The sequence below is a fragment of the Peribacillus sp. N1 genome, assembly GCF_054600815.1.
The window spans coordinates 278,408-303,850 of the sequence record NZ_BAAHZO010000006.1 but is presented as its reverse complement, the minus strand read 5'-3'; the positions used below and the strand labels follow the sequence as shown (position 1 = coordinate 303,850).

General features: G+C 40.7%; 27 protein-coding genes. 17 read left to right on the top strand and 10 right to left on the bottom strand.

Annotated elements, in window-relative coordinates; translation table 11 throughout:
* Nucleotides 1–86: 86 nt before the first annotated feature.
* Complete coding sequence (locus ACYP5M_RS22275; RefSeq protein WP_459735529.1) at nucleotides 87–1,235, bottom strand: aminotransferase A; 1,149 nt, start codon at nucleotides 1,233–1,235, stop codon at nucleotides 87–89.
* Between the two features lie 156 nt (nucleotides 1,236–1,391).
* On the opposite strand from ACYP5M_RS22275, the gene corA reads away from it, so the two are divergent.
* Nucleotides 1,392–2,366 carry a magnesium/cobalt transporter CorA gene (gene corA / locus ACYP5M_RS22270; protein ID WP_434169004.1) on the top strand — a complete coding sequence of 325 codons (975 nt, stop codon included), beginning with the start codon at nucleotides 1,392–1,394 and terminating at the stop codon, nucleotides 2,364–2,366.
* Nucleotides 2,367–2,719: 353 nt separating this feature from the next.
* Complete coding sequence (locus tag ACYP5M_RS22265; protein WP_402941653.1) at nucleotides 2,720–3,625, top strand: chemotaxis protein; 906 nt, start codon at nucleotides 2,720–2,722, stop codon at nucleotides 3,623–3,625.
* 54 nt (nucleotides 3,626–3,679) lie between these two features.
* Here the strand turns inward: ACYP5M_RS22265 and ACYP5M_RS22260 are convergent, their stop codons facing one another.
* Both ACYP5M_RS22260 and ACYP5M_RS22255 read right to left on the bottom strand, forming a co-directional pair.
* Entirely contained in the window at nucleotides 3,680–4,186 is a 507-nt protein-coding gene (locus ACYP5M_RS22260) for a YkyB family protein (RefSeq protein ID WP_101224517.1), read from the bottom strand.
* Nucleotides 4,187–4,476: 290 nt separating this feature from the next.
* Entirely contained in the window at nucleotides 4,477–4,788 is a 312-nt protein-coding gene (locus ACYP5M_RS22255) for a hypothetical protein (RefSeq protein ID WP_434169633.1), read from the bottom strand.
* 162 nt (nucleotides 4,789–4,950) lie between these two features.
* Here ACYP5M_RS22255 and ACYP5M_RS22250 point away from each other — a divergent pair, with 162 nt between their 5' ends.
* Nucleotides 4,951–5,331, top strand: coding sequence for a fluoride efflux transporter FluC (locus tag ACYP5M_RS22250; RefSeq protein WP_459735528.1), 381 nt, complete (start codon nucleotides 4,951–4,953; stop codon nucleotides 5,329–5,331).
* Complete coding sequence (gene crcB / locus ACYP5M_RS22245) at nucleotides 5,328–5,690, top strand: fluoride efflux transporter CrcB (RefSeq protein ID WP_434169007.1); 363 nt, start codon at nucleotides 5,328–5,330, stop codon at nucleotides 5,688–5,690. Before ACYP5M_RS22250 ends, crcB begins: the two co-directional genes overlap by 4 nt.
* A 169-nt stretch (nucleotides 5,691–5,859) precedes the next feature.
* Here the strand turns inward: crcB and ACYP5M_RS22240 are convergent, their stop codons facing one another.
* A complete protein-coding gene (locus ACYP5M_RS22240) occupies nucleotides 5,860–6,723 on the bottom strand; it encodes a metallophosphoesterase (RefSeq protein WP_101224520.1) in 864 nt (287 codons plus the stop codon).
* A 163-nt stretch (nucleotides 6,724–6,886) separates the two neighbouring features.
* Here ACYP5M_RS22240 and ACYP5M_RS22235 point away from each other — a divergent pair, with 163 nt between their 5' ends.
* The 4 genes from ACYP5M_RS22235 (at nucleotide 6,887) to ACYP5M_RS22220 (ending at nucleotide 11,559) form a co-directional block, all read left to right on the top strand.
* Nucleotides 6,887–8,743, top strand: a complete 1,857-nt coding sequence (locus tag ACYP5M_RS22235; protein ID WP_230177602.1) for an SLC13 family permease — start codon at nucleotides 6,887–6,889, stop codon at nucleotides 8,741–8,743.
* Nucleotides 8,744–9,383: 640 nt separating this feature from the next.
* A complete protein-coding gene (locus tag ACYP5M_RS22230) occupies nucleotides 9,384–10,589 on the top strand; it encodes an EAL domain-containing protein (protein WP_241590442.1) in 1,206 nt (401 codons plus the stop codon).
* 74 nt (nucleotides 10,590–10,663) lie between these two features.
* The gene (locus ACYP5M_RS22225; RefSeq protein ID WP_101224523.1) at nucleotides 10,664–10,891 is read left to right on the top strand and encodes a hypothetical protein; all 228 of its coding nucleotides are present in this window, start codon (nucleotides 10,664–10,666) and stop codon (nucleotides 10,889–10,891) included.
* A gap of 182 nt (nucleotides 10,892–11,073) precedes the next feature.
* Complete coding sequence (locus ACYP5M_RS22220; protein WP_157831112.1) at nucleotides 11,074–11,559, top strand: DUF3993 domain-containing protein; 486 nt, start codon at nucleotides 11,074–11,076, stop codon at nucleotides 11,557–11,559.
* Between the two features lie 91 nt (nucleotides 11,560–11,650).
* Here ACYP5M_RS22220 and ACYP5M_RS22215 read toward each other — a convergent pair whose 3' ends face one another.
* On the bottom strand, nucleotides 11,651–11,884 hold the full coding sequence (locus tag ACYP5M_RS22215; protein ID WP_061462251.1) for a glutaredoxin family protein: 234 nt from the start codon (nucleotides 11,882–11,884) through the stop codon (nucleotides 11,651–11,653).
* A 92-nt stretch (nucleotides 11,885–11,976) separates the two neighbouring features.
* Nucleotides 11,977–12,936 (bottom strand): MBL fold metallo-hydrolase, encoded by a 960-nt coding sequence (locus ACYP5M_RS22210; protein ID WP_434169009.1) that lies wholly within the window; start codon nucleotides 12,934–12,936, stop codon nucleotides 11,977–11,979.
* A 183-nt stretch (nucleotides 12,937–13,119) separates the two neighbouring features.
* On the opposite strand from ACYP5M_RS22210, the gene ACYP5M_RS22205 reads away from it, so the two are divergent.
* From ACYP5M_RS22205 to ACYP5M_RS22190, 4 genes are all read left to right on the top strand, one after another.
* On the top strand, nucleotides 13,120–13,359 hold the full coding sequence (locus tag ACYP5M_RS22205) for a YkuJ family protein (RefSeq protein WP_034314086.1): 240 nt from the start codon (nucleotides 13,120–13,122) through the stop codon (nucleotides 13,357–13,359).
* A 115-nt stretch (nucleotides 13,360–13,474) separates the two neighbouring features.
* Nucleotides 13,475–13,621 carry a hypothetical protein gene (locus ACYP5M_RS22200; RefSeq protein WP_202190634.1) on the top strand — a complete coding sequence of 49 codons (147 nt, stop codon included), beginning with the start codon at nucleotides 13,475–13,477 and terminating at the stop codon, nucleotides 13,619–13,621.
* Nucleotides 13,622–13,743: 122 nt separating this feature from the next.
* A complete protein-coding gene (cbpB, locus tag ACYP5M_RS22195; RefSeq protein WP_101224526.1) occupies nucleotides 13,744–14,184 on the top strand; it encodes a cyclic-di-AMP-binding protein CbpB in 441 nt (146 codons plus the stop codon).
* A 129-nt stretch (nucleotides 14,185–14,313) separates the two neighbouring features.
* Nucleotides 14,314–15,819 carry an MDR family MFS transporter gene (locus ACYP5M_RS22190; protein ID WP_434169010.1) on the top strand — a complete coding sequence of 502 codons (1,506 nt, stop codon included), beginning with the start codon at nucleotides 14,314–14,316 and terminating at the stop codon, nucleotides 15,817–15,819.
* A 38-nt stretch (nucleotides 15,820–15,857) separates the two neighbouring features.
* Here the strand turns inward: ACYP5M_RS22190 and ACYP5M_RS22185 are convergent, their stop codons facing one another.
* Nucleotides 15,858–16,595 carry a sulfite exporter TauE/SafE family protein gene (locus ACYP5M_RS22185; RefSeq protein ID WP_452445084.1) on the bottom strand — a complete coding sequence of 246 codons (738 nt, stop codon included), beginning with the start codon at nucleotides 16,593–16,595 and terminating at the stop codon, nucleotides 15,858–15,860.
* A 113-nt stretch (nucleotides 16,596–16,708) separates the two neighbouring features.
* Here ACYP5M_RS22185 and ACYP5M_RS22180 point away from each other — a divergent pair, with 113 nt between their 5' ends.
* From ACYP5M_RS22180 to ACYP5M_RS22165, 4 genes are all read left to right on the top strand, one after another.
* Nucleotides 16,709–17,593 (top strand): LysR family transcriptional regulator, encoded by an 885-nt coding sequence (locus ACYP5M_RS22180; RefSeq protein WP_063231999.1) that lies wholly within the window; start codon nucleotides 16,709–16,711, stop codon nucleotides 17,591–17,593.
* 124 nt (nucleotides 17,594–17,717) lie between these two features.
* Nucleotides 17,718–18,428: a 2,3,4,5-tetrahydropyridine-2,6-dicarboxylate N-acetyltransferase gene (dapD, locus tag ACYP5M_RS22175; RefSeq protein ID WP_459735527.1), complete on the top strand. Its 711-nt coding sequence runs from the start codon at nucleotides 17,718–17,720 to the stop codon at nucleotides 18,426–18,428.
* Nucleotides 18,429–18,503: 75 nt separating this feature from the next.
* Complete coding sequence (locus tag ACYP5M_RS22170) at nucleotides 18,504–19,628, top strand: N-acetyldiaminopimelate deacetylase (protein WP_427574172.1); 1,125 nt, start codon at nucleotides 18,504–18,506, stop codon at nucleotides 19,626–19,628.
* Nucleotides 19,629–19,686: 58 nt separating this feature from the next.
* Entirely contained in the window at nucleotides 19,687–20,349 is a 663-nt protein-coding gene (locus ACYP5M_RS22165) for a potassium channel family protein (protein WP_284702805.1), read from the top strand.
* Between the two features lie 738 nt (nucleotides 20,350–21,087).
* Here the strand turns inward: ACYP5M_RS22165 and rnjA are convergent.
* The gene (gene rnjA, locus ACYP5M_RS22160; protein WP_034314071.1) at nucleotides 21,088–22,758 is read right to left on the bottom strand and encodes a ribonuclease J1; all 1,671 of its coding nucleotides are present in this window, start codon (nucleotides 22,756–22,758) and stop codon (nucleotides 21,088–21,090) included.
* Nucleotides 22,759–22,761: 3 nt separating this feature from the next.
* Entirely contained in the window at nucleotides 22,762–22,971 is a 210-nt protein-coding gene (locus ACYP5M_RS22155) for a DNA-dependent RNA polymerase subunit epsilon (protein ID WP_034314070.1), read from the bottom strand.
* An 883-nt stretch (nucleotides 22,972–23,854) separates the two neighbouring features.
* Between ACYP5M_RS22155 and ACYP5M_RS22150 the strand changes: the two genes are divergently transcribed.
* Nucleotides 23,855–24,622, top strand: a complete 768-nt coding sequence (locus tag ACYP5M_RS22150; RefSeq protein ID WP_434169012.1) for a Cof-type HAD-IIB family hydrolase — start codon at nucleotides 23,855–23,857, stop codon at nucleotides 24,620–24,622.
* Between the two features lie 49 nt (nucleotides 24,623–24,671).
* On the opposite strand, the gene def is transcribed toward ACYP5M_RS22150, so the two are convergent.
* Nucleotides 24,672–25,226 carry a peptide deformylase gene (gene def, locus ACYP5M_RS22145; protein WP_434169013.1) on the bottom strand — a complete coding sequence of 185 codons (555 nt, stop codon included), beginning with the start codon at nucleotides 25,224–25,226 and terminating at the stop codon, nucleotides 24,672–24,674.
* Nucleotides 25,227–25,443 lie beyond the last annotated feature (217 nt).

The following is a 25,443-nucleotide window of genomic DNA, read 5'->3' as shown; positions in this document are numbered from 1 at the left end:
GTGAAAAACCTTCGGTAGCATACAACTTTGAAAATAGGAAAACGGCCTTCAATTGTTCATTCAATTGAAGGCCGCTTTATTTTCGGTTACTTTATGGCTAAAAAAGCCTCAATACGATCCAAAGCCTTTTCAAGGGTTTCCATGGAATATGCATAAGATATCCTGAAGTACCCTTCACCAAGGGGAGAGAATGCATCTCCAGGGACCACTGCCACTTTTTCCTGTTGAACAAGCTTAAGGCAAAAATCAAGCGAAGAGGTATAGCCTTCAGGCAGCTTTATAAAAAAGTAAAAGGCACCATTTGGTTTGACTACTTCCAGATTCATCGCTTGTAAGCGGCTGAATACGTATTCCCGTCTCCGTGCATACTCAGTCTTCATGGGGATTGCATCATCTCTGCCTGCCGTCAATGCTGCCAAGGCAGCTCTCTGCGATATGGAGGCGGCACAGGTCACATTGTATTGGTGAACCTTCAGGAGATGCTGAGAGATGGCTGCAGGCGCAAACAGAAGGCCGATTCTCCACCCGGTCATGGAATGGGACTTGGACAGTCCGTTCAGGACGATGGTTTGTTCTTTTAAGAAAGTGCCAATCGAAACATGCTCCTGATCGAATACCAGTTCACTGTATATCTCGTCAGCCAATATGAAGATGTCCTTGCCCCTGACAAGTTCGGCAATGTCTAATAATTCTTCGGCAGATAATGTAACCCCGGTCGGATTCGATGGATAGGGCAGAACGATGCACCGGGTATGCTCAGTTATGTATTTTTCAAGTATATCAGCAGTCAAACGAAATCCATTTTTTGTTGTATCGGCATAAACAGGTGTTGCCCCGCACATCTTTATGATGGGTTCGTATCCCGGATATACCGGACCCGGTAAGATTACTTCGTTCCCTGGGGTGAGGATCGTCCGGAACGTAATGTCTATGCCTTCGCTGGCACCAGAGGTCACTATCACTTCATTCTCCGGATCATAGTTAAGCTTGTATTTATCCTTTACATAATTTGAAGCGGCTTCCCGTAATTCCAAATAGCCCGCATTGTGAGTATAAACGGTATAGTCATTATCGATGGCATGTTTTGCAGCATGTTTAATATGCATCGGAGTTGGAAAGTCAGGCTGTCCTATCGTTAAGGAAATGGTGCCTTCGATATCAGCTACCATATTGTAGAATTTACGGATTCCTGATATTTTAACGTCTTTTACTAGAGGGTTTATTAAATGTTCCATCTATGAATATCCTCCCTTTTCTTACTATATGAATTATGTACAATGTTTGACTCATTCATTCTATTTTATCATTTAGTTTGGAGGGGGAGAAAACTTTTTGAGATTAATGAATTAAAGGTATAATGTATGATAAGAAAATTTTGAGGGTTGATACATATGATAAGGACTTGCGCAATAACTTCTAATCATGAAGTCAGTTTTGGTTTACCGCTAACCGAAATGAATAATTCGGATATCGAGTGGTACTGGGTGGATTTTTCCAACCCCACAAACAAGGAAATCGAACTTTTAACCAATCATTTTCACTTTCATCCGCTGGCAATCGAAGACTGCCTGGATGATTTTAACCAACGTCCCAAAATGGATTTTTATGAGGGCTACCAATTTCTTGTGATACATGCTCTAAGGGAGAAGGTATTTAAAGCAGTGGAATTGGATATGTTTGTTGGTGAAAAATGGATAGTCAGTTTTCATAAGGAAGACATGCTTGAACTGGAAAAAGTATGGGAAGAAATTGCTGGTAATAAAATGTTGAAGCAAAGTCCCTTTTTCTTGATGCATAGGATAATTGACAGAATCGTCGATGAATTTTTCCCGCCTGTTTATAAAATAGAAAGCGAATTGGGCAGCATTGAGGAAAATACTGAAAATGACACGATTAACGAATTGATGGATCAGCTTTTCGATTTACGTACAGATATGTCCAAGCTCCGTCGGACCATATTGCCGATGCGTGATTTATTGTACAGAATGATCTCATCAGAGCGTCTGAATTACTTGAAGGATCAGCACCTTTATTTTAATGATGTGTACGATCATCTTCTTAAATTGACTGAAATGCTTGAATCGTATCGAGATTTTTCGTCAGATATCCGAGATAGCTATTTGTCTGTGAACTCTAATAATATGAATTCAACGATGATGACATTGACTGTCATCACTACCATTTTCATGCCGCTGACCTTCATAGTGGGCGTATACGGGATGAATTTTGAATATATGCCGGAATTAAATTGGCATTATGGCTATTTCCTCATTCTTGGAATGATGGGCGGAATTGCCTTGATGATGTTTTTATTCTTTGTTAAAAAAGGATGGCTCAATCCAAAGAAAAGGTCGCGAAGGAGATGAAAAGACCCAACTGACCTGCTATTTTAAGTGGGTTTAGAAGGGCTGCAAGGCGTTATTTGCTGATCCACCCAATATGGAGGTTTTTATCGAAGAGACAGCCTTACGATCGATATGATGGCCGGTATGGCAGTGGTGAATAATGAGAATGGAAAAAGGGACTCTGATGGGTCCCTTTTTAGTTTGGTATTAATAAATAATCACTTCTTGATTCTTTTTTTAGCTGTGCCCTAAACAAAAGAAATATTTAACCGAATTATTAGGTATGAGTTCATTGATGAAACCATGGTATTTTTCCTAGCGGTTAAATGATTTATGGATTATGAAATGAAAAAGTAGAAGGGCGAGATGAAACAATGGAAGCAAATAAAGGAATATTACTTGAAAGTGGAACGAATGAGCTTGAGATAGTGGAATTCGGTCTCGGAAATAATAAATTCGGCATTAACGTAATTAAGGTGAAGGAAATCATCAATCCTGTCCCCATTACGCTAGTCCCGCATTCGCATCCAAATGTGGAGGGGATCATTGAGCTTCGCGGAGAAGTCCTTCCAGTTGTGAATGTGGCGGATGCTTTAGGATTTCCGCCATCTGAAACTCCTGAGCAGGATAAATTCATAGTGGCTGAATTCAATCAGCAAAAAGTGGTTTTCCATGTCCATACCGTAACACAGATCCACCGTATTTCCTGGTCACAAATCGAAAAGCCTTCAGATATGTATCAAGGCCTTGAAAGTCAGATTATCGGAGTAATAAAATTAAATAGTGACATGTTACTATTACTCGATTTTGAAAAAATAATGGTCGAAATCAATCCCGAATCAGGAATAAACATCCAACAGGTTAAAAAGCTTGGTATCCGGCAAAATTCAGACAAGAGAATCCTGATTGCAGAAGATTCTCCATTACTGAGGAAGCTGCTGTTTGATACATTGTCAGAAGCTGGGTTCAAGTACTTGGAGTTTTATGAAAATGGACTTGATGCATTTAATTATCTGGAGAATTTAATTGATTCAGGAAAAGTGGTTGAAGAAGAAGTGCAACTGGTGATTACCGATATTGAGATGCCTCAAATGGATGGGCATCATTTGACTAGAAGAATAAAGGAAAACGGGGAACTCGCTGGATTGCCGGTGATTATTTTCTCTTCTTTGATTACGGACAGCCTGCGTCATAAAGGTCAGGTCGTAGGGGCTGACGCACAGATCAGCAAGCCAGAAATTGCAGAGCTAATAAAGTTGATAGACAGATTGGTATTATGAATGTGAAACGGGCCTGTGAGGCATTACCTCACGGCCTGTTTGGTTTATCAATGATTAATACTTGGAACCTTTTCCTAAAAAGGAGGATGGAAATGGATTGTGGAAAGGTTGCTTGACCGACCCACGCCCGTGAGCCCTTTTCTCGGTGTTGGTAGGGTTAGGTTGTTTTTCACCTGCTTGTCCAACGTAAGATTGCAGGATCTGTTTTGCCTTGGATAATGACAATGCGGCTTTAGGGTTCCGTATGGAGGCTGCCCGGCTGCCGAGGTGGGGTAGTTTTTTCAAATCTTCCTTAGTTGGAGGTAAATGAAAAACATATGATCCGCATTCGACGATGACGTCGGATTGTTGTGCTGCAAAGCGAGGGTTATCAGAGAAATGAAGTCCAATCTTCTTCGCTTTTCCTTCTTGCATAAGCTTGCTTAATGCGAGCCGTTTTAAATTATATAAATTTTTGGGCTCCAATGCAGTCTTTGCATGTTTATTGACAATAAACACGGCTTGGGCAATGGAGTTAATCGAAAACTCATCCCTTTCAGAATGTCCTTTCGTTTGGTTCATCATGGAAACTCCTTTTCTTAATAAGGTTAGAAGGACGTTACAAACAGACGTCCTTCAATCAAAACCTGTTCTTATATATTGGTTGAAATAGAGACGTGTGCGCAACCAGGCAGAAATAGTGAAAAAACAATGCATGTACATCTCTAAGGTATGACCATCATTTCCTAACACTTTACCTTCTATTCATTTTCATATTATACCACTTCAAAATATATAGTGAAGTAAAATTCAATCTGACGGCTTTTGGTCCAAGAAAAAGAAGGCGTTCAATGTCGCCTTCTGTGCAATCCTTATTGAGTGTATATATTGATATTTTCGGATACCCCAGCCTGTGCGCCGAATTGTTGTTGCTGGTAACCCTGAAAGCCTTGATAAGCAGGATAAGCTGGATAAGCAGGGTAAGGAGGGTAAGCGGGCGGGTATGGAGGAGGATATGGAGGATAGACAGGTGGACGGTTATTGAATAGCAACGGCCCAATTGCCAATCCTGCAACAAAAGCTACAGGCGCCAATAGAGGAAAGAAAGGAAAGAAGCGCTCGTCATTCCAATATTCAGGTCCATATTCATTCCTATATGAATTTCTGTATTCGTTCTGTAGCATCATGGTCTGTGGATAGTGGTAGTAAGGAAAATACTGTGTTTGCATAATTAGCCTCCTTTTCTCAAATTCTTTACATAGTATGGTTTTTTTTAAGAAAAGAGCCTGTTTCATCTTAATCTGTTATAATGAGTCTACTTATGAGAAAAATTCGGGGGGACCTAAATGGATCGATTAAAAAGCATCTTTGCAGTCGGTTTTGGAGGAGCGGCAGGAGCAATATTGCGTTATTGCGTAATCTTGACTGCTGGCCATTCCTTCTTCCCGTTTGGAACCCTATTGATAAATATAGTAGGCAGCTTTTTGCTTGGAATGATCAATGGCTATTTCGCCGCGAAAAAGAAGTCGCTTGTTTTTTTAGTGCTGGGCAGCGGGTTTTGCGGCGGCTTCACCACGATGTCCACATTTTCCCAAGAAGTGGTTAATCTACTGCAGACTTCTCTGCCAATGGCGGGACTGTATCTTGGAGCTACGCTTTTATTTGGTTTGGTCGCTGGTTTCCTCGGACTGGGCCTTTTTAATAGACAAATAGGTGACTCGCTTTGATTGAGTTTCTTTCTGTTTTTATAGGAGGTTTTATTGGGGCGGCCTCTCGATATGTCTTGCAGATTATTTTTAATAGGCTTTTGCCAGCGGTCTCTATACCCATTAGCATTTTACTGATTAACCTTTTAGGTTCCTTCGGGCTGGGATTGGTGTTTCCGCAAAAAGAGAGCTGGGCTTTATCTTTGCAGGTTTTTCTGACGATAGGTTTTCTGGGTGCTTTTACGACCTTTTCGACATTCAGTATGGAAACGCTTGAACTTATTAGAAAACACCGTTATATAGATAGCCTTATCTATATAACGGTGTCTGTTTTAGGGTGTATCGGCACTTTCCTGTGTGGCTATTTAAGTATGGTATAACCTTTATGGCATTACCGTTGATTCTGGTAAAAAAGACCTGGTTTTCTCGATATACTTCTAATGCTATAATTCATAGGAGTCCATTATAAATGATACATGGCAACAAGTTGTTTTATCCGCACAGGTTTTGTTAATAAGTCTGGCGGTTTTCCCCTGTTTTCGTTTTCTATCATTTTTCGGCTTGTAATTCGTAAACAGTCAACTCCGGACGTGAAAGAAAACGATAGGGGAGACGGGTAGTGCCAAGCCCTCTATTAACATGTAACGTTAATGAATCGATTTCATATGTGCCTTCCCGGTACTTTTCAGCGTATGGAGGAGTTACAAGGGCACCGGCAAACGGAATTTGTACTTGGCCTCCGTGACTGTGACCGCTTATTTGATATTGGATGTCGTAAGTCCTTGATATGTCGGCAAGATCAGGGGCATGTGAAAGCATAATGGTGAACACTTCTTCCGGGATGCCGGAAAGGGCTTTTTCAAAATCCGGCTTTCCTAGCATGGCATCATCAACCCCGGCAATGATTATTTCTTCAGCCGTTAATAAGGTTATCTTAGCTGAAGTATTCTGCAACATGGTAAAATGGGATTTTTCCATGATATCACTGTAAATTTCTGAGCCATATCCCCCATGATCATGGTTGCCATAGATGCTGAACTTTCCAAGCGGCGCTTTGAGCTGATTCAAAACGAGAGGGATTTTCTGGTGAGCCTTGTATTTATTAGGCTGGTCCATTAAATCTCCGGTAAAAAAAATAACATCAGGGTCCAGTTGATTTATCTTATTGACAATTGCTTGTAAATCTTTAAGCTGAAATTGAAAGCCTAAATGCGTATCACTGAATTGGACCATTTTCATGCCATGAAAACTTTTTGGGATAAGCGGGTGTCTGATGATTTTGTGCTTGATTTCTAACCATTTCGGCTCCAAATTATGGGCATAATAGTTTCCGCCAATACCTAAACCGGTTATGGTAGCCAATGTACCAAGACTTTTCTTTAAGAATGTTCTTCTTGATATGGGTTTATTCAAATTAATCAACCTATCTAATATAAAAATGTTACTTCCTCATACTAACAAACAATATACATAAATTGAAGAAAATATCTTCTATAAGCCTATGAAAAACATGTAAACTGGGGTTTGATGAAACCGTATCCGGTTTGAAATTGAACATCTATACGGAGGTAACATGATGACCGAACCAATGTTTATTACACTGATTATACTTCTATGCGCGATTGCGCTTTTTATACAAGGAAAATTTCGAGCTGATTTAATTGCACTTAGTGCACTTTCCATACTGGGTTTATTGGGGATTCTTACATTGGATGAACTGGTGGCCGGGTTTGCGAATCAAGTGGTCATCATGCTGGCTGGGCTATTTATCGTCGGTGCCGGCCTGTTAAATTCAGGAATCGTGGAAAAGGCAGGAAATAAGTTGTTAGGTTTATGTGGGGGCAGTGAATGGAAATCGCTGCTTATCGTCATGCTGACTGCAGGAATATTAAGTGCATTTCTAAGCGGAACAGGAATTGTTTCCATACTGCTTCCGCTCGTTATGAGCATGGCCTTACAACAAAAAACAAGTCCGACAAGGTATTTATTGCCCCTTGCCTATGCAAGCAGTATTGGGGGGCTATTAACACTTACCGGTACTCCCTCCAATATGATCGTCGCTGATGTATTACGTCAAAACGGAATAGGGACTTTAGAATTTTTCGACTTTACACCTGTTGGCTTAATCGCCTTTGCAGCAGGGTTATTCTTCATGTTGACACTCGGGCGCCTGTTGCTTCCCGAGAAAACGATTGCCGCGAATAACAGTGTCAAGGGACTGTCTGCAGGGGAGCTTGCCGGCATGTACAAAGTGTATGACCGATTGCATTATCTGCACATACCCGCTACTTCCGATATTGTTGGAGAAAGGCTGTCAGACCTCCAGCTTCCTATTCAGTATGAATTAACTTTGATTGAAATCCAGCGGAAGCCAAAGGACAAACAATTGCCGCTGCTGCAAAGACAGCTGACGATTTCAGCCAGGGCGGATGAAGTTCTTCATCCTGAAGATGTCATTTTGGTGTTTGGAGAAGAAGAAGCAGTCGAGAGGTTGGCACTTAACTATGAACTGGAGTTTAAACATTTCAATACAGAACAAATAAAGAAACATTTTCTTAGCAGTAGATTTGGATTGACAGAAATATTAATCGTCCCGAATTCGGATTATGAAAATCAAACCTTGATAGATGTGCATTTTCGCGAGAAATACCAATGTAATGTGCTGGCAATCAATCGGAATGGCGAATATATTCAAGCGGATGTCGGAACGGAACGCTTGAAACCGGGAGATGCAATCCTGATACATGGAGAATGGGAGAACATTGAGAGGATTTCCTCGGATTTACAGGATGTCATCGTTATTGGAAGTACTTCAGAAGATGGCTCTCCGGTCAACTCCAGGGGGAAAGCATGGATCGCATTGGGAATCACTGCATTGATGGTCATTCTTTTATCGATGGAGTCCGTCCCTGCTGTATTATCGGTACTGACTGCAGCGTTGTTGATGGTGATTACTGGCTGTGTCCGTTCGATGGAGGATGCATACCAAAAGATTAACTGGGAACCTGTTCTCTTGATTGCTGCCATGTTCGGAATAACGGCTGCTTTGGATAATACGGGTGGAGTGAGAATGATAAGTGATTGGCTGGCCGTTTTATTCAGTAATATCGGGGCACACGGCATATTGGCGGTCTTTTACCTCCTGACACTGATACTGAGCCAATTCATCCCATATGGAGCCGCGACAGTAATCATGACGCCCATTGCCCTGACATCTGCGGTGAATCAAGGAATCGATCCGCTTCCTGTGTTTCTATGCCTTGCCGTTGCTGGAAGTTTGGCGTTATCCACTCCAAGGGTTGCCACTACCAACGCGCTTGTCATGACGGCGGGTGATTACAAGCATAAAGATTTTATCATGATCGGGATATCCATACAGATCTTCATTGGTGTTATCATGGTGATCACAATTCCGTGGTTCTTCCCTTTTTGATCAGACTGAAGGCATTGTTCCATTTATGGACAATGCCTTCGGTTTCTTTGAATTAATCGCAGCGAAAGTAAGCATCGCAGCCGAAAATTTTTTAAGTCCCCTTAAAGTATTCAATGCATACCATGCTTTTCTTTTGCATCTGCGGATACAAGCTCAATCGTTTCTTTACGTTAGCATATATAGGTTTTATATCTTGATGATGACACAGATATGCATCCTCATCACATCAAGTTTTATTAATTCTAAAACCATGAAGACTTTAGGCAAAGGGTTCTATCTAAAAGTTAAACAAAGTTGATTGGAACGGAAGGTACGAGACTCCTGCGGGAAAAGCGAGGCCAGGGGAGACCCCGCAGGCGCAAAGGCGCCGAGGAGGCTCCCGGACCGCCCGCGGAAAGCGAGTGCCTGGAGAGGAAATCAGCGTTCATTGTACTAACCATAAAAAACGGTAGGCATTGTTCCATTTATGGACAATGCCTTTTCAATGTATTTCTTTTCAAAACGATAGGATGAACGGGTATTTTAATGTTCTGAAAAAAGAGTTGTTCAGTAGGAATTAAAATTATTTATTATCAATGCCGGAAACTAATGGTATAATTTTGGCATATTGGTGTTTTCGTAATTAGGGGGAAGATGCATCATGGATACAGAAAAGATATTAAAGAATTTAGACAAGGTGACACCATTCTTTCAACCGATTTTCAGTGCAGATCAACATCAGGTAATCGGGTATGAAATTCTAGGGCGCTATGAGGAACAGGCGGAATATAAAAGCCTTGGCCCTTTTTTTCACGATTCTGCAGTGCCGGAAGAGTATAGGGTGGAAGTGGATAATTACGTACTTGAAATTGCCTTGGAGAGAATAAAAGACTATGGTGAAGATTTTCTTATCTTTATCAACAGAGATCCTAATTTGCTTATGCTGGATCATGGCGAAGAATTCATGGAGATATTACATCGTCATTTTCAACCGGAGGAAATGCACCGGATCGTGCTGGAATTATCAGACACGATCAGTCCGGAAAACTTAGATCCTTTGCAGCATGTGCTTGCTTACTTTAAAACATATGGGATTAAGATAGCTTTAGATCATTTAGGGGAAGATACGCAATTGGACCGAATCGCACAGATTTCTCCGAATATTTTAAAAGTTAACCTGGACCAGCTTCGCATTTCAGGTGGAGATGCCTATCAGGTCATCCTGTTTTCTCTAAGCATGCTTGCACGAAAAATCGGCGCCAATTTACTATTTGAAAACATTGAGTCCGAATACCAGCTTCGCTTTGCATGGAAGAATGGGGGACGATATTATCAAGGGTATTTTTTGGCGAAACCGGAAGGCGAGTTCATTAATAAAGATTTACTTCGTGAAAAATTCCATCAAGAATGTCAGTCTTTCATTTCTTTAGAGACCAAGAAGCTTGAAGCCGTTTATCAAAAGACTTTGCAATTCAACGAGAATATGCAAAACTTCTTAAAGCAGCATAAACGGGCCGGCTCCCATGAAGAGTTTCTTGGAGTTTTGGCGAAAAAGTTGGATTCCGTATGTTTCCGGCTTTATATTTGTGATGAAGAAGGGTATCAAAAATCTCCCAATATCCTCCATAAGGACGGGCAATGGTTAGTCCAACCGAGCTATATGAATAAAAATTGGAGCTGGAGACCTTACTTTCTCGAAAATATCGTAAAGATGCGTAATCGGAAAACAGGAATACTATCCGATTTATACAGTGATATCGAAACGGGAGAAACCATTCGGACCTTTTCATATCCCCTGAATAATAAGGAATACATTTTCTGTGATCTTTCTTATAGTTATTTATATGAAAATGAAGCATTGTTATAAAAAACGATTCATGAATATAATCGCTTTAAATGTGTAACGATAAGCAGAAATGATGCGCTTGGAGGAGACATATTTTGAGCACGTACATCTGGATTCTAATCATAATCGTTACAGTCATGGCGTTATATCTGCTCTTTTATACTTATTCTGTGGCAAGGGCACAGAAAGTGAAAGCCAGATATGATTCGACTATCGATGATACAGTTAAAGAACATCCTTATTTAAAGAACCCGATATTAGTTTCTCTTTTAGTTGGGACGATTTTGGTTGCCGGTTTTATTTTTTACTATGCTTTTCGATAGGTGTAAGAAGAAGATTTCAATATCATGAAATCTTCTTTTTTATTGTGAAGAATGGGCAATGGTTTCAAGGTCTAACGGAGAAATTAATTTTTGTAGTTTGGCTTTGATCTTGACGGGTATTGAAAGACATGGGCAAAAATCCGAATCATTAGGAGAAATTCTATAATTAGGAGATGATTGTAATGAGTAAATATTTAGTTGCTTGTCTTGCTAGCGTCCTTTTATTTTTAAGTGGAGGGTTCACTGCTTCAGCGGAGGGCTTACATAGAGAGGAAGTATTATCCTTAGTACAGGATGCCATGGAGAATCAAGGTTCGATCAGTGAGGAAGTACGTACTAAGGAAGCGATTGAAGGGAAGTTGGATAAACATTTCACAGATGACTTCATCGAGAAGTTCGTCCAAGCGAATGTAGTGAAAGTCGATGGCGGTTATACCGCATTTGGATCAGATTTCGCACCATATTATATCCCATTTTTCAGCTACGACAAAAATACGGAAATTATATATGGGAAAAACGGTGACTTCATTTATGTTCAGGAGGAATTCCAGGACACAGGTGACGGACCTGTATCGATGGAAAAACATGTTGAATCAGTTACTTTGAAAAAGGAAAATGGGGTTTGGAAGATAATGGACGTAAAGTATGGAAGTGAAAAAATGGAATAAGGGATTTAGAGGAAAGTCCTTCAAAGCTGAAAAGTATAGAGGCTGAAATGAAAAAGTCCAAGGAAGGTTACAGCCTTCCCTGGACTTTTTGTTATATATTCAGTTCTTTCTTTATTTCGTCCAATTCAAAACCAATAATGGCTTTCCCATCGATGACGACCGTCGGTGTGGAATAGGCGCCATATTTATTCGTTAGTTCTTTTCGTGCATGTCCATCCGCTTTAATATCTTTTTCTTTGTATACGACATTATTATCATCAAAGAACATTTTCATGATTTTGCAGGGAGGGCAATCAGGTTGGGTATAGAGCGTAACGTCTTTCATTTCATTCCTCCATGTATGCTTTAGGTAAGGGTTACTTTTTCATTATAGAGAATGCCAAGACATTTGAATAGGAAAAAACCTTAAGGACCATTCTACCGATCTTTATCCTGTTTTATCAGGTAGTCTATCAATCCCATGGAACAAACGTTAAGGTCCATGGCAATGATATCAAAAACAGGATGATCAGCTGTGATTCCCTTTTCGCTTAAATGAACAGCGACCTTCGTGAAAATATTTTTACTGGTAGCTGCCACTTGTTCCTCGAAGCCAGCATATTCCCTATATGCCGATTTGGCAGTCTCCACGAATTTAGGCAGCCAGTAATGAAGTTGTTTATAGACTTCATTAGGATTTTCCGATACCCCGTAATGACCAAAATATATACGTTCGACGCCGATGCTTTCATACAATTCCGCTGCAGCAAGCATCGCATCGGGATTAAATTGGTTTGGCGATGTGGACGGTAAGTAAAATTCCAAACCTTCTTCATCGAGTTCACGATAATAGATGCCTACGGTGTCACCTGAAAACATCCCTTTTGAAACTGAATCGAAAATGCTTAAATGATGGTTAGCGTGTCCTGGCGTGTCATAAAAGGTCAACTTGGAATTTTCACTTGTTTTTAGCGATTCCTTATTATGTTTAGTCAGGATTCTATCTATTGGAATAGGTAATATCGGATTGAAAAGCTTGTTGAATTCTTCACCATAGACCGCTTTAGCCCCAGCTATCAAACGTGTTGGATCTTCTAGATGCCGTGCGCCTTTTGGGTGGACGATCACTTTCGCATTCGGACAATGTTGTAAAAAAAGTCCTGCTCCGCCTGCATGGTCCAAATGAATATGGGTAAGAATGATATATGTAATATCTTCGAGGGCGATTCCCAAATGTTCGAGCCCCTTCATTAAGTGGGGGATGGAAGGGCTGGCAGAAGTTTCGACTAAGGTGATGTCTTCATCGGCAATTACATATGTTCCTGTACGATTTCTTCTATCCAAATCAAAACCATCAATCAATGAAATGCGATATCCAAGCTCACTAATGTTTTGCAACTGAATCTACCCCCAGAAAATTTTTCATGTACAAAATCCATTCCTTATTTTATTCTGTTAATAGTGCCATGTAAAGAATGAAGTTTTAAATTATTCTGAATTTATTTCAGCGTGGCTACTGGATAGAAAAGTATGGTATAGTGAAACCTATCGAAAAGGTTTTATTCAGAAAGGAGAGGGAGTATGTCTCAATTACAGGGCATCCTTACCAGATTGAAAAGTCTTCAAGAGCAAGCGAAGGAATCTGAATCTGCTCAACGTTTTTTTGAAATAGATGGTGTGAAAAAGTGCCAGGTTACATATTTCAGCAAAACAGAAATGTTCGAGCTTGAAGTATACAGTGATAAAGGGAAATCATCTAAATATCAATTCGATAATATTGATATGATTACCATTGAAATCTTTGATCTTCTTCAATCTTAAAAAAATCACAAAAAGCCGCCTTCCATTGGAAGCGGCTTTTTTATTTTGAACCGGTCAATTTTTACTTGAATGAAGTAGTGATTTTTACGACATCTTATTAATTGGAGGGATGTAAATGAAAAATCCAATGGTAATATGCCCGGCATGCGGTGAGGAAAGGGAAATGGAAAATGTATTAACCGCACAATCCAACCAAAATGTGATTTACCAATGCCCGGAATGCGGTTTTAAACAGGTTAACATCAAAACTAGTAAGGGCTAAGGGTCTATTGCGGAAATCCCGCCGATTGGGATTTTATTGGTCTAGGAATGAGCCTTTTCCGCTTACATATGTTAAACTATAGAAAGAGCTGTATATAAAAACATATGGTAAGGGGTTTTAACATGATCGGTACTCATGATGGGGATTTATTGGAAACCAGCGTTAAAGACTTAATGATTTCTTCTGAACGCGTGGCCCACGTGCAGGTAACCAATAATTTAGAACATGCACTATTGGTATTAACAAAGAGCGGTTATACGGCCATTCCTGTGTTAGATCCAATGTATAAACTGCATGGTTTAATTAGCACACCAGTCATTCTTGATTCAATCTTGGGACTGGAGCGAATTGAATTTGATAATCTTGAGAATAAAAAAGTTTCCGAAATAATGAATATAGAAATACCTCGCCTGCATATTGAAGATACATTGACCAAGGGTGTGGAATTGTTGATTGATCATCCGTTTGTCTGTGTAGAGAATGACGAACATGTATTTGAAGGTATCTTAACGAGAAGGGCAATCTTGAAAAAGGTATTTAAACAAAATACACCTGATAAATAAGCAAGGCATAAAATGATGGTTAACCTCAAGACTCGCCAGTTGGCGAGTTTTCTTGTTTTTTTACATATTCTACCCAGCTAGTGGTAAAGTCTATAAAAACAATTAAGGTCTAAGGGGAGGATGCGGGAATTGGGCCAAGCAGTGGATAGTGCAAAAGTGCAGAATGAAAAATTGAAACGTCCCTTCATACTAGCTGCCATCATGTTGGCTATGTTTATGAATGCTATTGAAGGAACGATCGTTTCGACGGCAATGCCAGCCATTGTAAGTGATTTAGGTGGTTTTTCACTTTACAGCTGGGTGTTTTCAAGTTATTTGCTAATGAACGCCGTAACAGTCTTGATTTATGGTAAGCTATCGGATATTCTCGGAAGAAAACCTGTCTTATTGTTTGGAATCGTTGTCTTTTTAATTGGCTCCATTCTTTGCGGCTTTGCCGATTCCATGACGGAACTCATCATTTATCGCTTTGTACAAGGATTCGGGGCGGGAGCTGTAGCTCCTGTAGCTTCGACGATTGTTGGTGATATTTATAAAAATGAAGAGAGGGCCCGCGTTCAAGGGTATCTATCGAGCGTTTGGGGCATTTCAGCGGTCATGGGACCCGCTTTGGGCGGCGTGCTCGTTGAATCCCTGACATGGAAGCTTGTCTTTTGGGTTAATGTTCCTTTGGGCTTATTATCTTTTATTGGGATTTGGCTTTTCCTTCATGAAAAAATCGAAAAGAAAAAACGTGATATCGATTACTTGGGTGCAGCGCTATTGACGTTATCCATATCCACTCTTATGGTGATACTCGTAGAAGGAGGAGTGAAATGGTCATGGGCTTCAGCTCCGGTCATTTCCTTAGCATTAGTGGCCATCATCACCTTCATCTTATTCATCCTTCAGGAAAAGAAAGCGGCCGAACCGATGATGCCATTTGAAATTTGGCAGGAGCGTTCGATTCTGATTGCGAACCTTGTATCCCTGACGACAGGGGTGATGATGATTGGATTATCAAGTTTCCTCCCGACATTCGTTCAGGGCGTGATGGAGCGCTCACCCACGGTAGCTGGTTTTACATTGACAGCCATGTCGATTGGCTGGCCGATCGCATCAATGATCTCAGGCAGGTTATTGATGAAAATAGGATTCAAATCAACCTCCCTCCTTGGAGGGTGCTCATTGGTCCTTGGGAGTTTGATCCTAGTATGGATGAAGCCGGAGGCCGGGCCACTGATTGCTGCCATGGGATCATTCTTTGTCGGTGTAGGCATGGGGTTGACTTCTACCTCATTCATTGTCGTCATTCAAAAAACAGTTAGCTGGGAACGCAGGGGCATTGCGACAGCTTCCAATATGTTTATGCGTAATTTAGGTAATACGGTAGGTGCCGCATTGCTTGGAGGAATCATGAATATGAGACTTCAAGCCTATTTGAACGAGCATGCGCCTTCCGGCTCGGGAGTGACGATAAATACGGCTAACAAACTGTTGAACAGTGAAGAACGCATGTCGCTTCCTGAAAATGTGGTGAAGGTTTTACAGGAAGGACTTACATTGTCACTGCAGACGATTTATCTCATTGTTCTAGTCTTCTCTATAATCAGCTTCCTGTTACTTACGAGATTAAGAAAAAATAAGAAGGCATAGAAAAAAAAGGCAGACTCTTTAAATGGAGTTTGCCTTTTTTAAGGAAACGCGACTCTGATGATCAATTGAATCAATAATGCGATCGTGACCGAATGTAAAATGAATTTCAATTGTCGAGTGGAGATTTTTTGAGCCACCCGCAGGGCCAGCTGTGATCCGATTAGGGAACCTATCGTGTAATAAATGGCGATCTCCCAGGCAATGTTACCGGCAAGGAAATAGGTGATGAATGCAGCTGTACAGCTAATGAAAGTTTGGAATCTAGTAAAAGCCAGGGATTGAAGGTAGGTGGCCCCATTTCTTAAAAAGGTATACATGAGCATGGTTGCCTGTCCCGGTCCGAACATACCGTCATAAACACTGATTCCGAATAGGGATGGGTAAACCTTTTTTGGGAGATGCCAATCCGTATCACCGGAAGGTTTCGGTTTTTTTATGAAATTCATGATCAAAGCGACAGTCAAAAGACAGATGGCCAATAGATTCATCGCCTTTTCAGAGAATGAATTAGCAAGCAGCCCGCCACAGAAGCCACCGAAAAGGGCAAATGGGATTAACTGGAGGGCATCCTTCAGTTTTAACTGTTTCTTCTTGAATAAAATATAAAAACTGGAAAAAGAAGAAAACATATTGGAAAACTTGACTGAACCAATAACCTGGTGGATGGGTAAACCTATCAACAAAAGGGATGGCATGCCGATAAGACCGCCGCTCCCGGCCAATGTGCCGACAAAGGATGCTACAAAACTGATGACAAGCAATAAAATGATCGTCAAAGGATATCTACTCCGTTTCTTTTCACTTGTATTATAAGCCGACTTTGTTGATAATAAAATTTAAATAAATTAATTCATCACGATAAGATTTGATTATCAAGAGGTTGGTGTGTATGTCATTTTCAGAATTTCATTTATTATCCGTGCTTGCTCAGGAAATGAATATGAGAAAAGCGGCTGAGCGGCTGTTCGTTTCCCAGCCTGCTTTATCTCAGCGTTTACAATCAATAGAAAAGGATTGGGGCTCGAAACTGTTTTTGCGTTCACAAAAAGGGCTGTCACTGACGCCAGCAGGCGAAGCGGTAATTCGTTTGGCCAATGAAGTCATAGAAAAAGAAGAAAAGGTCAGGGAAAGTATCCAAGCTATGGACCATGAAGTATATGGGACCTTGAAGATAGCCTGCGCCTCGATTGTCGGTCAAAATTGGCTGCCGCAAGTATTGAAAAAGTTCGTCCAAAAATACCCGTATGCCAAAATTTCCTTGATCACTGGCTGGAGCAGTGAGATTTTAAAGTCTTTGTATGAAGGGCAAGTGCATATTGGCATCATAAGGGGAGCCCCGGATTGGAAAGGGGTAAAACAGCATTTATTCACGGATATGCTTTATTTGGTGGATACTGAAATGAAGGAACTGAATCAAGTGTTCGAAACGGACCGGCCATTCATTCAGTTTAAAAGCGATTCTAATTATTACCAGGAAATCCAGGACTGGTGGCATCGTCAATTTAAAACGACACCAAAAAACACCATAGTCGTGGATCAAATCGAAACATGCAAACAAATGGTGTTTAATGGTATAGGATATGCGATCCTGCCAGCCATCACTTTACATGATAAGGATACGAATGTTTTTAAAATCCCTCTACTGGATGGGCATAACCACTCAATCGAACGTGATACATGGCTTTGCGGCTATGAATCTGCCTTTCAGTTAAAGCAAGTTCAGGCATTCACGGAAGTGGTGAAAGAGCATATTCGTGACCAAGGAATGTTATAGGTCCGCCTACGAAAATGACAATAGGGCAGAATAATATATAAGAGTGACATTCAACTTGTCTTGCCGGCTGTTGTCTGGTAAATTTAAAACGAGTAATGATACATATTTAGGAGGTTTACCAGGAATGAATAAAATGGATGCACACGAAATTATTTCTTTTATCTCAAATAGTAAAAAATCTACACCTGTAAAGGTATATGTGAAAGGCGATTTAGCAGGCATGGATTTTGGTCCAGCTTCTAAAACTTTCATTACAGGAAATACAGGGGTTGTATTCGGTGAGTGGTCTGAAGTCGAAGAAGCAATCAAGGCAGCAGGAACAAAAATCGAGGATTATGTAGTTGAAAATGATCGTCGTAACTCTGCCATTCCTTTATTGGACCTAAAAGGCATCAAAGCCCGTATCGAGCCTGGTGCAATAATCCGTGACCAAGTATCCATTGGAGACAACGCAGTCATCATGATGGGTGCATCAATCAATATTGGTTCTGTTATCGGTGAAGGTACAATGATCGACATGAACGCAATACTGGGCGGACGTGCAACAGTGGGCAAAAACTGTCACGTAGGTGCAGGTGCCGTTTTAGCAGGTGTGATCGAGCCGCCTTCCGCACAACCGGTCATTTTGGAAGATGATGTGTTAATCGGAGCCAATGCGGTCGTACTGGAAGGTGTCAAAATCGGTGAAGGTTCCGTTGTGGCTGCTGGTGCAGTTGTAACGAAAGACGTTCCTCCATATTCCGTGGCTGCTGGTATCCCGGCGAGGGTCATTAAACAAATTGACGAAAAAACAAAATCAAAAACAGAAATCATGCAAGAACTTCGTCAACTTTAATTTCTTTAGTGAATATTGCCTGAAGCGTGGATAACTATATCCACGCTTTCTGTATAGGGAGGGAATAACGTGAAAATAAATCCTTTTGCCGAGATCCGGCGTGATTTGCATCAAATACCGGAGATAGGATTCAAGGAATTCAAGACGCAGCAATACCTACTGAATTACATAACGAACCTTGCCCAGGAGCGAATGGAAATCGAAACTTGGCGGACTGGGATATTCGTGAAAGTGAAGGGAAGGAATCCGCGAAAAACTATTGGCTACCGGGCTGATATTGACGGTCTGCCGATAAAAGAGGAAACCGGATTACCGTTCACATCCAACCACGAGGAATATATGCATGCCTGCGGTCATGATTTTCATATGAGCATAGGTTTGGGGTTATTGACATATTTCACTGAAAATCCGATTGATGATGACTTGCTATTCATTTTCCAGCCTGCAGAAGAGGGGCCTGGAGGAGCTGAACCAATGCTTAAATCGGAAACCATGAAAAAATGGAAGCCGGACATGATCCTTGCTTTACATATTGCTCCAGAGTATCCAGTTGGTACGATTGCCGTAAAAGAAGGGCTTCTATTTGCCAATACATCTGAATTATTCATCGATTTGAGGGGGAAAGGGGGGCATGCAGCCTATCCGCATGAAACAAATGACATGGTCATTGCGGCCTGCTCGCTTGTAGGGCAGCTGCAAACAATCGTTTCAAGGAATGTCAATCCACTTGATTCAGCTGTCATTACAGTTGGGAAGATTACTGGAGGCACCGTTCAAAACATTATTGCGGAGACAGCACGGTTAGAAGGCACAATACGCACCCTTAACCCCGAATCGATGGTAAAGGTCAAGTCAAGAATAAAAGCGCTTGTGGATGGTATACAAGTGGGATATGAGTGCTTGGCTGATATCGACTATGGAGCTATGTATCACCAGGTATATAATGAAGAACGGTTGACCAGGGAATTCATGGAATTTACAGAGAAGTCAAATGCTGTTCATTTGCATTGTTGTACTGAAGCGATGACTGGTGAAGATTTTGGATATATGTTAAAGGAGATTCCAGGATTCATGTTCTGGCTGGGGGTTGCATCGGAATACGGATTGCACCACGCCAAGTTAAGTCCTGATGAAAAAGCGATTGAACTCGCGATCAATCACTTGACGGAATATATAACGTTTAAAGGAAGCGAAGCGTAAAAATGCTTTTCAGTACAGAACATGCTCTAAAGAGAGAACGAATCACGTTGGAGGGCTTATTGTGAAAAAAGAATTTGCGGTGATTGGACTTGGCCGTTTTGGAGGCAGCATAGTCAGGACATTAGCTGAAGAAGGATTAGGGGTTCTGGCCATCGATGCTGACGAAGATCGAGTGAATGAATTTGCCAGGATAGCTTCACATGCCGTTGTAGGGGATACTACAGATGAAAATGTGCTTAGAAACATAGGTATTCGTAATTTTGATCACGTCATTGTAGCGATTGGCGAGAATATTCAAGCTAGTATATTGACGACCCTCATGCTTAAGGAATTGGGTGTCGGAAATGTAACGGTTAAAGCGCAAAATGATTATCATGAGAAGGTTCTCCGGAAAATCGGGGCCGATTTTGTCGTGCATCCCGAACGAGATATGGGAAGAAGGATTGCCCATAATATCGTCTCCAATAATATTCTCGATTATTTGGAGCTTTCTGATGAACACTCCATCGTCGAAATTGTTGCCAGCCAAAAGATGAATGGAAACTCGATATTTGACCTTGATATCCGTGCTCACTATGGGCTGAATATCGTCGCGATCAAAAGAGGGAACGAAATAAATGTCTCCCCGCAGGCGAGCGATTTAATTCATAAGGGTGATATATTGATCGTCATCGGCGCGGATTCGGACATCAATCGCTTTGAAAAAAAAATTGTGGAATAAGCAAGCGTCCTGATAAAATCGAGCAGCGCTTTTATCAAAGGAAAACAAAAAGGTTTCGGAATGGTCTCATTCCGAAACTTTTTTGTTTTTTAAATTGGATTTGAAGTAGTTATAGAGAAATAGCCTGCATCGACATTTTTTAATTCCCTTAAGTAGTCCTACGAAAACCATTCTTTTCTTTTACATCTGCAATTACACGCAATATTGTTTCTTTGCGTTTCGCATATAGATTTTACATCGACATAATGATCTTTACTTTCTGTACACTGTGATAAAAGTGAACAAGTCGTACAAATGGGTTTGGATGATTAATACTCTCTATTTTGGTTTATTTCTTCTTGAAAGCGTACTGATAGGCTCGTGTTTCCGGCACTGGCTTTCCACAGGGTGGAATCAACAAATACATGCTTCTTATCAGTTTACTTTCGGAAGCTTTCCATTAAGATGCGATAGAAAATCTATTCAAGTATCCTTATCACCACAAGTTTTAATACTCCTTTTTAAAATAAAAAAGACTGTAGGCAAAAAGAGTTCTATCTACTGTTAAAACAAAGTTGATTGGTGCGAGTGTTCTCTAGACTCCTGCGGAGTACCGCGGCCAAGGGGAGACCCCACAGGCGCCGAGGGGGCTCCCGGAAACCCGCGGAAAGCGAGTGCCTGGAGTGAATTCAACGTTCGAGATTTACAAACCCAAACAAAAAAAGCCCAGCCAAATGATGGCTGGGCTTCTTCTATTATTTATTGCACTTCCATGATGATTGGTAGGATCATCGGACGGCGTTTAGTTTTTTCATATAGGAATGGAGATAGAGTGTCTGTAATTTCATTTTTGATTTCAGACCATTGTGTAGTTTTGCGATCCATCACCTTATTTAGATGCTTGGTGATCAAGGATTGAGCATCGCTGATCAGGTCTCCAGATTCTCTCATATAAACAAATCCGCGTGAAATGATGTCAGGACCCGATGCGATTTTGAATTCCTTCATATTGATGCTGACAACGACGACGACAAGACCTTCCTCGGAAAGAATCCGACGATCTCGGAGAACGATATTACCGATATCCCCGATGCCGCTTCCATCGATATAAACCGAACCTGAAGGGATTTTACCAGCGATTTGTGCTGTGTTTTCACTTAAGGAAAGAACTTCACCATTATCCATGATAAAGCAATTTTCTTCCGGAACTCCGCAATCGACTGCATGGCGGGCATGAAGTTTTTGCATACGGTATTCACCATGGATTGGCATGAAGAATTTTGGTTTTATCAAGCGAAGCATTAGCTTTTGTTCCTGCTGTCCTCCGTGCCCCGATGTATGAATGTCATTCAAAGGACCTGAAATGACGTCTGCTCCTGCACGATATAATTGATTGATCGTTCTGGAAACACTGATTGTGTTACCTGGGATAGGTGAAGAAGAAAATACGACAGTATCACCAGGGATGATTTGAATTTGGCGGTGAGTGCCATTCGCTATGCGCGACAGCGCTGCCATTGGTTCCCCTTGGCTGCCTGTACAAAGGATGGTTACTTTATTCGCAGGCATGCGATTCAATTGCTGTACATCAATAAATGTATCTTTAGGCGCTACGATATAACCAAGATCTTGTCCAATTGATATGGCTGAATCCATGCTCCGGCCAAAAACGGCTATTTTACGTCCGTTAGCCACGGCTGCTTCCACAACTTGCTGAAGGCGATGGATGTTCGATGCAAACGTTGCAAAAATGATCCGGCCGTCAACCTTACGGAAAATGTCTTGAATGGTATCGCCGACACGGCTTTCGGACATAGTAAAGTTCTGCACTTCACTATTTGTGCTATCCGAGAGTAAGCACAATACGCCTTCTTTACCGATTTCCGCCATCTTGGTCAGGTTAGCAGGCTCGCCCACTGGTGTGAAGTCGAATTTAAAATCACCAGTATGGACAATTTGTCCAGGTGGCGTTTTAACGACGATCCCATAAGAATCAGGGATACTGTGAGTTGTGCGGAAGAAAGAAACGGACGTCTTCCGGAACTTGATCACTTCATCTTCACTGATTTCAATCATGGTTGTCTGACGTAAAAGGCCGTGTTCTTCCAATTTATTACGAAGCAGTCCAAGTGCCAGCTTCCCGCCGTATACAGGGACATTCACTTTTCTAAGTAAATAAGGAATCCCGCCAATATGGTCTTCATGACCATGGGTAATGAAAACACCTTTAATTTTATCTACATTTTTCTCTAAATAGCTGTAATCTGGAATCACATAGTCAATACCGAGAAGTTCATCTTCAGGAAATTTAATTCCAGCATCAATGATGATGATTTCATCTTGAAACTGAACAGCATATGTGTTCTTACCGATTTCGCCTAAACCGCCCAGGGCGAATACAGCTGTTTGATCGTTTTTTACAAATTTCATAAATTATAGCTCCAATACTTTGTAATCTTCATTTTGTTTTTCATATTCTAAATATGCTCCGGTTACGGGTAGTACGATTTCTACGTTATAAGGTTCTTTTTTTAATTTTAAACGGACGTCACGAACGGATTCACCTTCGACAAACATTGTTTTAGTATTCTCCCTGATGGGAACCTCTGATATGGTTACTTGATAGTATACCTTAAAAACCATTTTAATCTCTCCTCACTTGTTTGCATTGCTTTTTTCATTATATATAAAAACAACAATTTTTTCATGTTTTTCAACATCATGTAAAAATAAACCCAGCTCCGCCATAAAAACGGAAGGGGTTTGATGAATTAAATATACCAATGTCTAAAAGTATATAAAAAAATAGATGGCAGATTTGGTATCAACCCGATTGTAGCTTCCTCTATCTTATATCCTATCCGTTTTTGCCATGTGTAAAACTTAAATCATCTGATCTTTTTTTCGCAAACGATTTCTTTCTAAATTAATATAGTATCACTGTGTACAGCGTTTCATGAAAAGACAACGACTCATATTTTGATTGAAATATGTATTCACCTGACCATATAAAAGCCAAGAAAGAATGCTTAACAAGAACTTTACAACAAGGAAGAAGCCCTCCGCAAGTTTTTGAAGGGCTGTCCGAAAAAAATTCGCATATGGATGACGGCCAAGGCAGGAATGAGTGGCAAATCATGCGATAGATTTTTTTCTTAAAAGATCATTCCACTGTTTAACAAGCTTTTTACGAAGCTTTTTTAACATGGCGATCACGCTCCCTTAGTTATTATTGTATAGGATTATTCAATAATGTAAATACGTCTTTACAGGTACTTGGCCCATTTTTGAAAAAAAAGGCTCATTCAAACAAGCAACTGGGATTTTAGAGGCAAGAAGGGTGGGAGAAGTGTATTCTGAAAAGCCTTAGCTGGTTTCTAATTAAGAATAGTATATGCCCATTCCTGAATAAAAAACGTAACTTTGAGTTGGATACGGTAGAGTTACTTGACTTATCTTGATGACAATTATTAAATGGGTACATATTAAAAAAGGAAAAAATGAATGAATTGGAAGTGAATCGTTAGTGAAAATCGTATTCTTTGATATTGACGGAACATTGCTTGATCATGAAAAAAAGTTACCTGCTTCAACAAAAAAAGCCATAAAGCAACTGCAGGATAGCGGGGTTTTTGTAGCGATTGCCACAGGAAGGGCTCCCTTCATGTTCGAGTCCTTAAGGGAAGAGCTTGGCATCGATACATTCGTAAGTTTCAATGGACAATATGTTGTTTTTGAAGGGAAAGTCGTTTATAAAAACCCTTTGAGCATACCTGAAATAAAACGGCTCCACGAACATGCTGAAAAAAATGAAATCCCGATCGTTTTCATGAATGAGGAGACAATGAAATCGAGTGTTCCTCATCATAGCCGAATTGAAGAGGCATTAAGCAGCCTGAAGTTTCCCCATCCTGAACATGTGGCAGATTTTTATGAGGACCATGATATATACCAAGCGTTATTATTCTGCTCGGAAGTTGAAGAAGGGAACTTTGTTGGGAATTATGATGACTTTCATTTCATTAGATGGCATGAGTATTCGACGGATGTACTTCCATTCGGGGGTTCGAAAGCTGAAGGCATTAAAATATTAATGGAAAAAGTCGGGTTTGCTCTGGAGGATGTTTACGCTTTTGGAGATGGCTTAAATGATATAGAGATGTTAAAAGTAGCGGGATATGGCGTGGCAATGGGGAATGCCGGTCAACTTGTGAAGCAAGAGGCCGACTTTGTAACGAAGGATGTCGATGATGATGGCATACTTTTTGGTTTGAAGGAGCTTGAATTGATATAAAAAAAACAAAACCCCCGTCCACCAACAGGCGGGGGTTTTGCTTATTACGTTACCTTTCCACCGCAATGGAATTTTTCGGAATGGCATAAGGGTCTTCCGGGTTGATATGATCATAGAACATGATTCCATTAAGGTGGTCGATTTCATGTTGAAAACAAATTGCTGCGATGCCTTTCAGGCGGAGTTGAACCGATTTTCCTTCCAGGTCCGTACCCACAACCGTTATTCGAGCATAACGTGGCACGTAGCCAGAAACGGGACGATTTACGGAAAGGCAGCCTTCTCCGGATGTCAAGTATGCTTTTTCCACTGAATGGCTAATGAGTTTAGGGTTGAAAAGTGCATAGCTATACAGTTGATCATCTTTTTCTTTCAAATGTACTGCAATCATCCTTTTTGAAACATTCACTTGAGGTGCAGCCAGGCCAATTCCTGCCCTTAACCCATATATAGCAGCAATATCGGGCTTCTGGCTGTTTTGGACATATTCCATCAGGCTGGCTAAAAGTTGTTTATCTTCAAATGATGCCGGAAGCGGAACCTCTACCGCGACTTGCCTTAAGATTGGGTCGTCTTCATTAACAAAATCATCCATGGTTAGCATAATCTCTCACCCCATAAAAATTCTAATAATATGTATAGGGTTATTTTAACAAAAAAAATGCTGAAAGTTAATGGATGGCCTAATTAAAGAAAAATGGAAGGAATGGAATCAAATCGATTAATTCCTATTCCAACCATTATTTTATTGCCTGTTGAGGTCTATTTAAAAAAATAAATAATTTTTTGTGAATCAGGGTAAATAGTTAACATTTTCGGGT

What these genes read in the sequence shown, in the direction of transcription:
- rnjA (WP_034314071.1), bottom strand. Translation starts at nt 22,758, where the DNA reads ATGAAATTTGTAAAAAACGATCAAACAGCTGTATTCGCCCTGGGCGGT.
- ACYP5M_RS22155 (WP_034314070.1), bottom strand. Translation starts at nt 22,971, where the DNA reads ATGGTTTTTAAGGTATACTATCAAGTAACCATATCAGAGGTTCCCATC.
- ACYP5M_RS22220 (WP_157831112.1), top strand. Translation starts at nt 11,074, where the DNA reads ATGAGTAAATATTTAGTTGCTTGTCTTGCTAGCGTCCTTTTATTTTTA.
- ACYP5M_RS22215 (WP_061462251.1), bottom strand. Translation starts at nt 11,884, where the DNA reads ATGAAAGACGTTACGCTCTATACCCAACCTGATTGCCCTCCCTGCAAA.
- ACYP5M_RS22265 (WP_402941653.1), top strand. Translation starts at nt 2,720, where the DNA reads ATGGAAGCAAATAAAGGAATATTACTTGAAAGTGGAACGAATGAGCTT.
- ACYP5M_RS22275 (WP_459735529.1), bottom strand. Translation starts at nt 1,235, where the DNA reads ATGGAACATTTAATAAACCCTCTAGTAAAAGACGTTAAAATATCAGGA.
- corA (WP_434169004.1), top strand. Translation starts at nt 1,392, where the DNA reads ATGATAAGGACTTGCGCAATAACTTCTAATCATGAAGTCAGTTTTGGT.
- ACYP5M_RS22235 (WP_230177602.1), top strand. Translation starts at nt 6,887, where the DNA reads ATGACCGAACCAATGTTTATTACACTGATTATACTTCTATGCGCGATT.
- def (WP_434169013.1), bottom strand. Translation starts at nt 25,226, where the DNA reads ATGCTAACCATGGATGATTTTGTTAATGAAGACGACCCAATCTTAAGG.
- ACYP5M_RS22260 (WP_101224517.1), bottom strand. Translation starts at nt 4,186, where the DNA reads ATGAACCAAACGAAAGGACATTCTGAAAGGGATGAGTTTTCGATTAAC.
- ACYP5M_RS22250 (WP_459735528.1), top strand. Translation starts at nt 4,951, where the DNA reads ATGGATCGATTAAAAAGCATCTTTGCAGTCGGTTTTGGAGGAGCGGCA.
- ACYP5M_RS22200 (WP_202190634.1), top strand. Translation starts at nt 13,475, where the DNA reads ATGAAAAATCCAATGGTAATATGCCCGGCATGCGGTGAGGAAAGGGAA.
- ACYP5M_RS22255 (WP_434169633.1), bottom strand. Translation starts at nt 4,788, where the DNA reads ATGCTACAGAACGAATACAGAAATTCATATAGGAATGAATATGGACCT.
- dapD (WP_459735527.1), top strand. Translation starts at nt 17,718, where the DNA reads ATGAATAAAATGGATGCACACGAAATTATTTCTTTTATCTCAAATAGT.
- ACYP5M_RS22205 (WP_034314086.1), top strand. Translation starts at nt 13,120, where the DNA reads ATGTCTCAATTACAGGGCATCCTTACCAGATTGAAAAGTCTTCAAGAG.
- ACYP5M_RS22230 (WP_241590442.1), top strand. Translation starts at nt 9,384, where the DNA reads ATGGATACAGAAAAGATATTAAAGAATTTAGACAAGGTGACACCATTC.
- cbpB (WP_101224526.1), top strand. Translation starts at nt 13,744, where the DNA reads ATGATCGGTACTCATGATGGGGATTTATTGGAAACCAGCGTTAAAGAC.
- ACYP5M_RS22180 (WP_063231999.1), top strand. Translation starts at nt 16,709, where the DNA reads ATGTCATTTTCAGAATTTCATTTATTATCCGTGCTTGCTCAGGAAATG.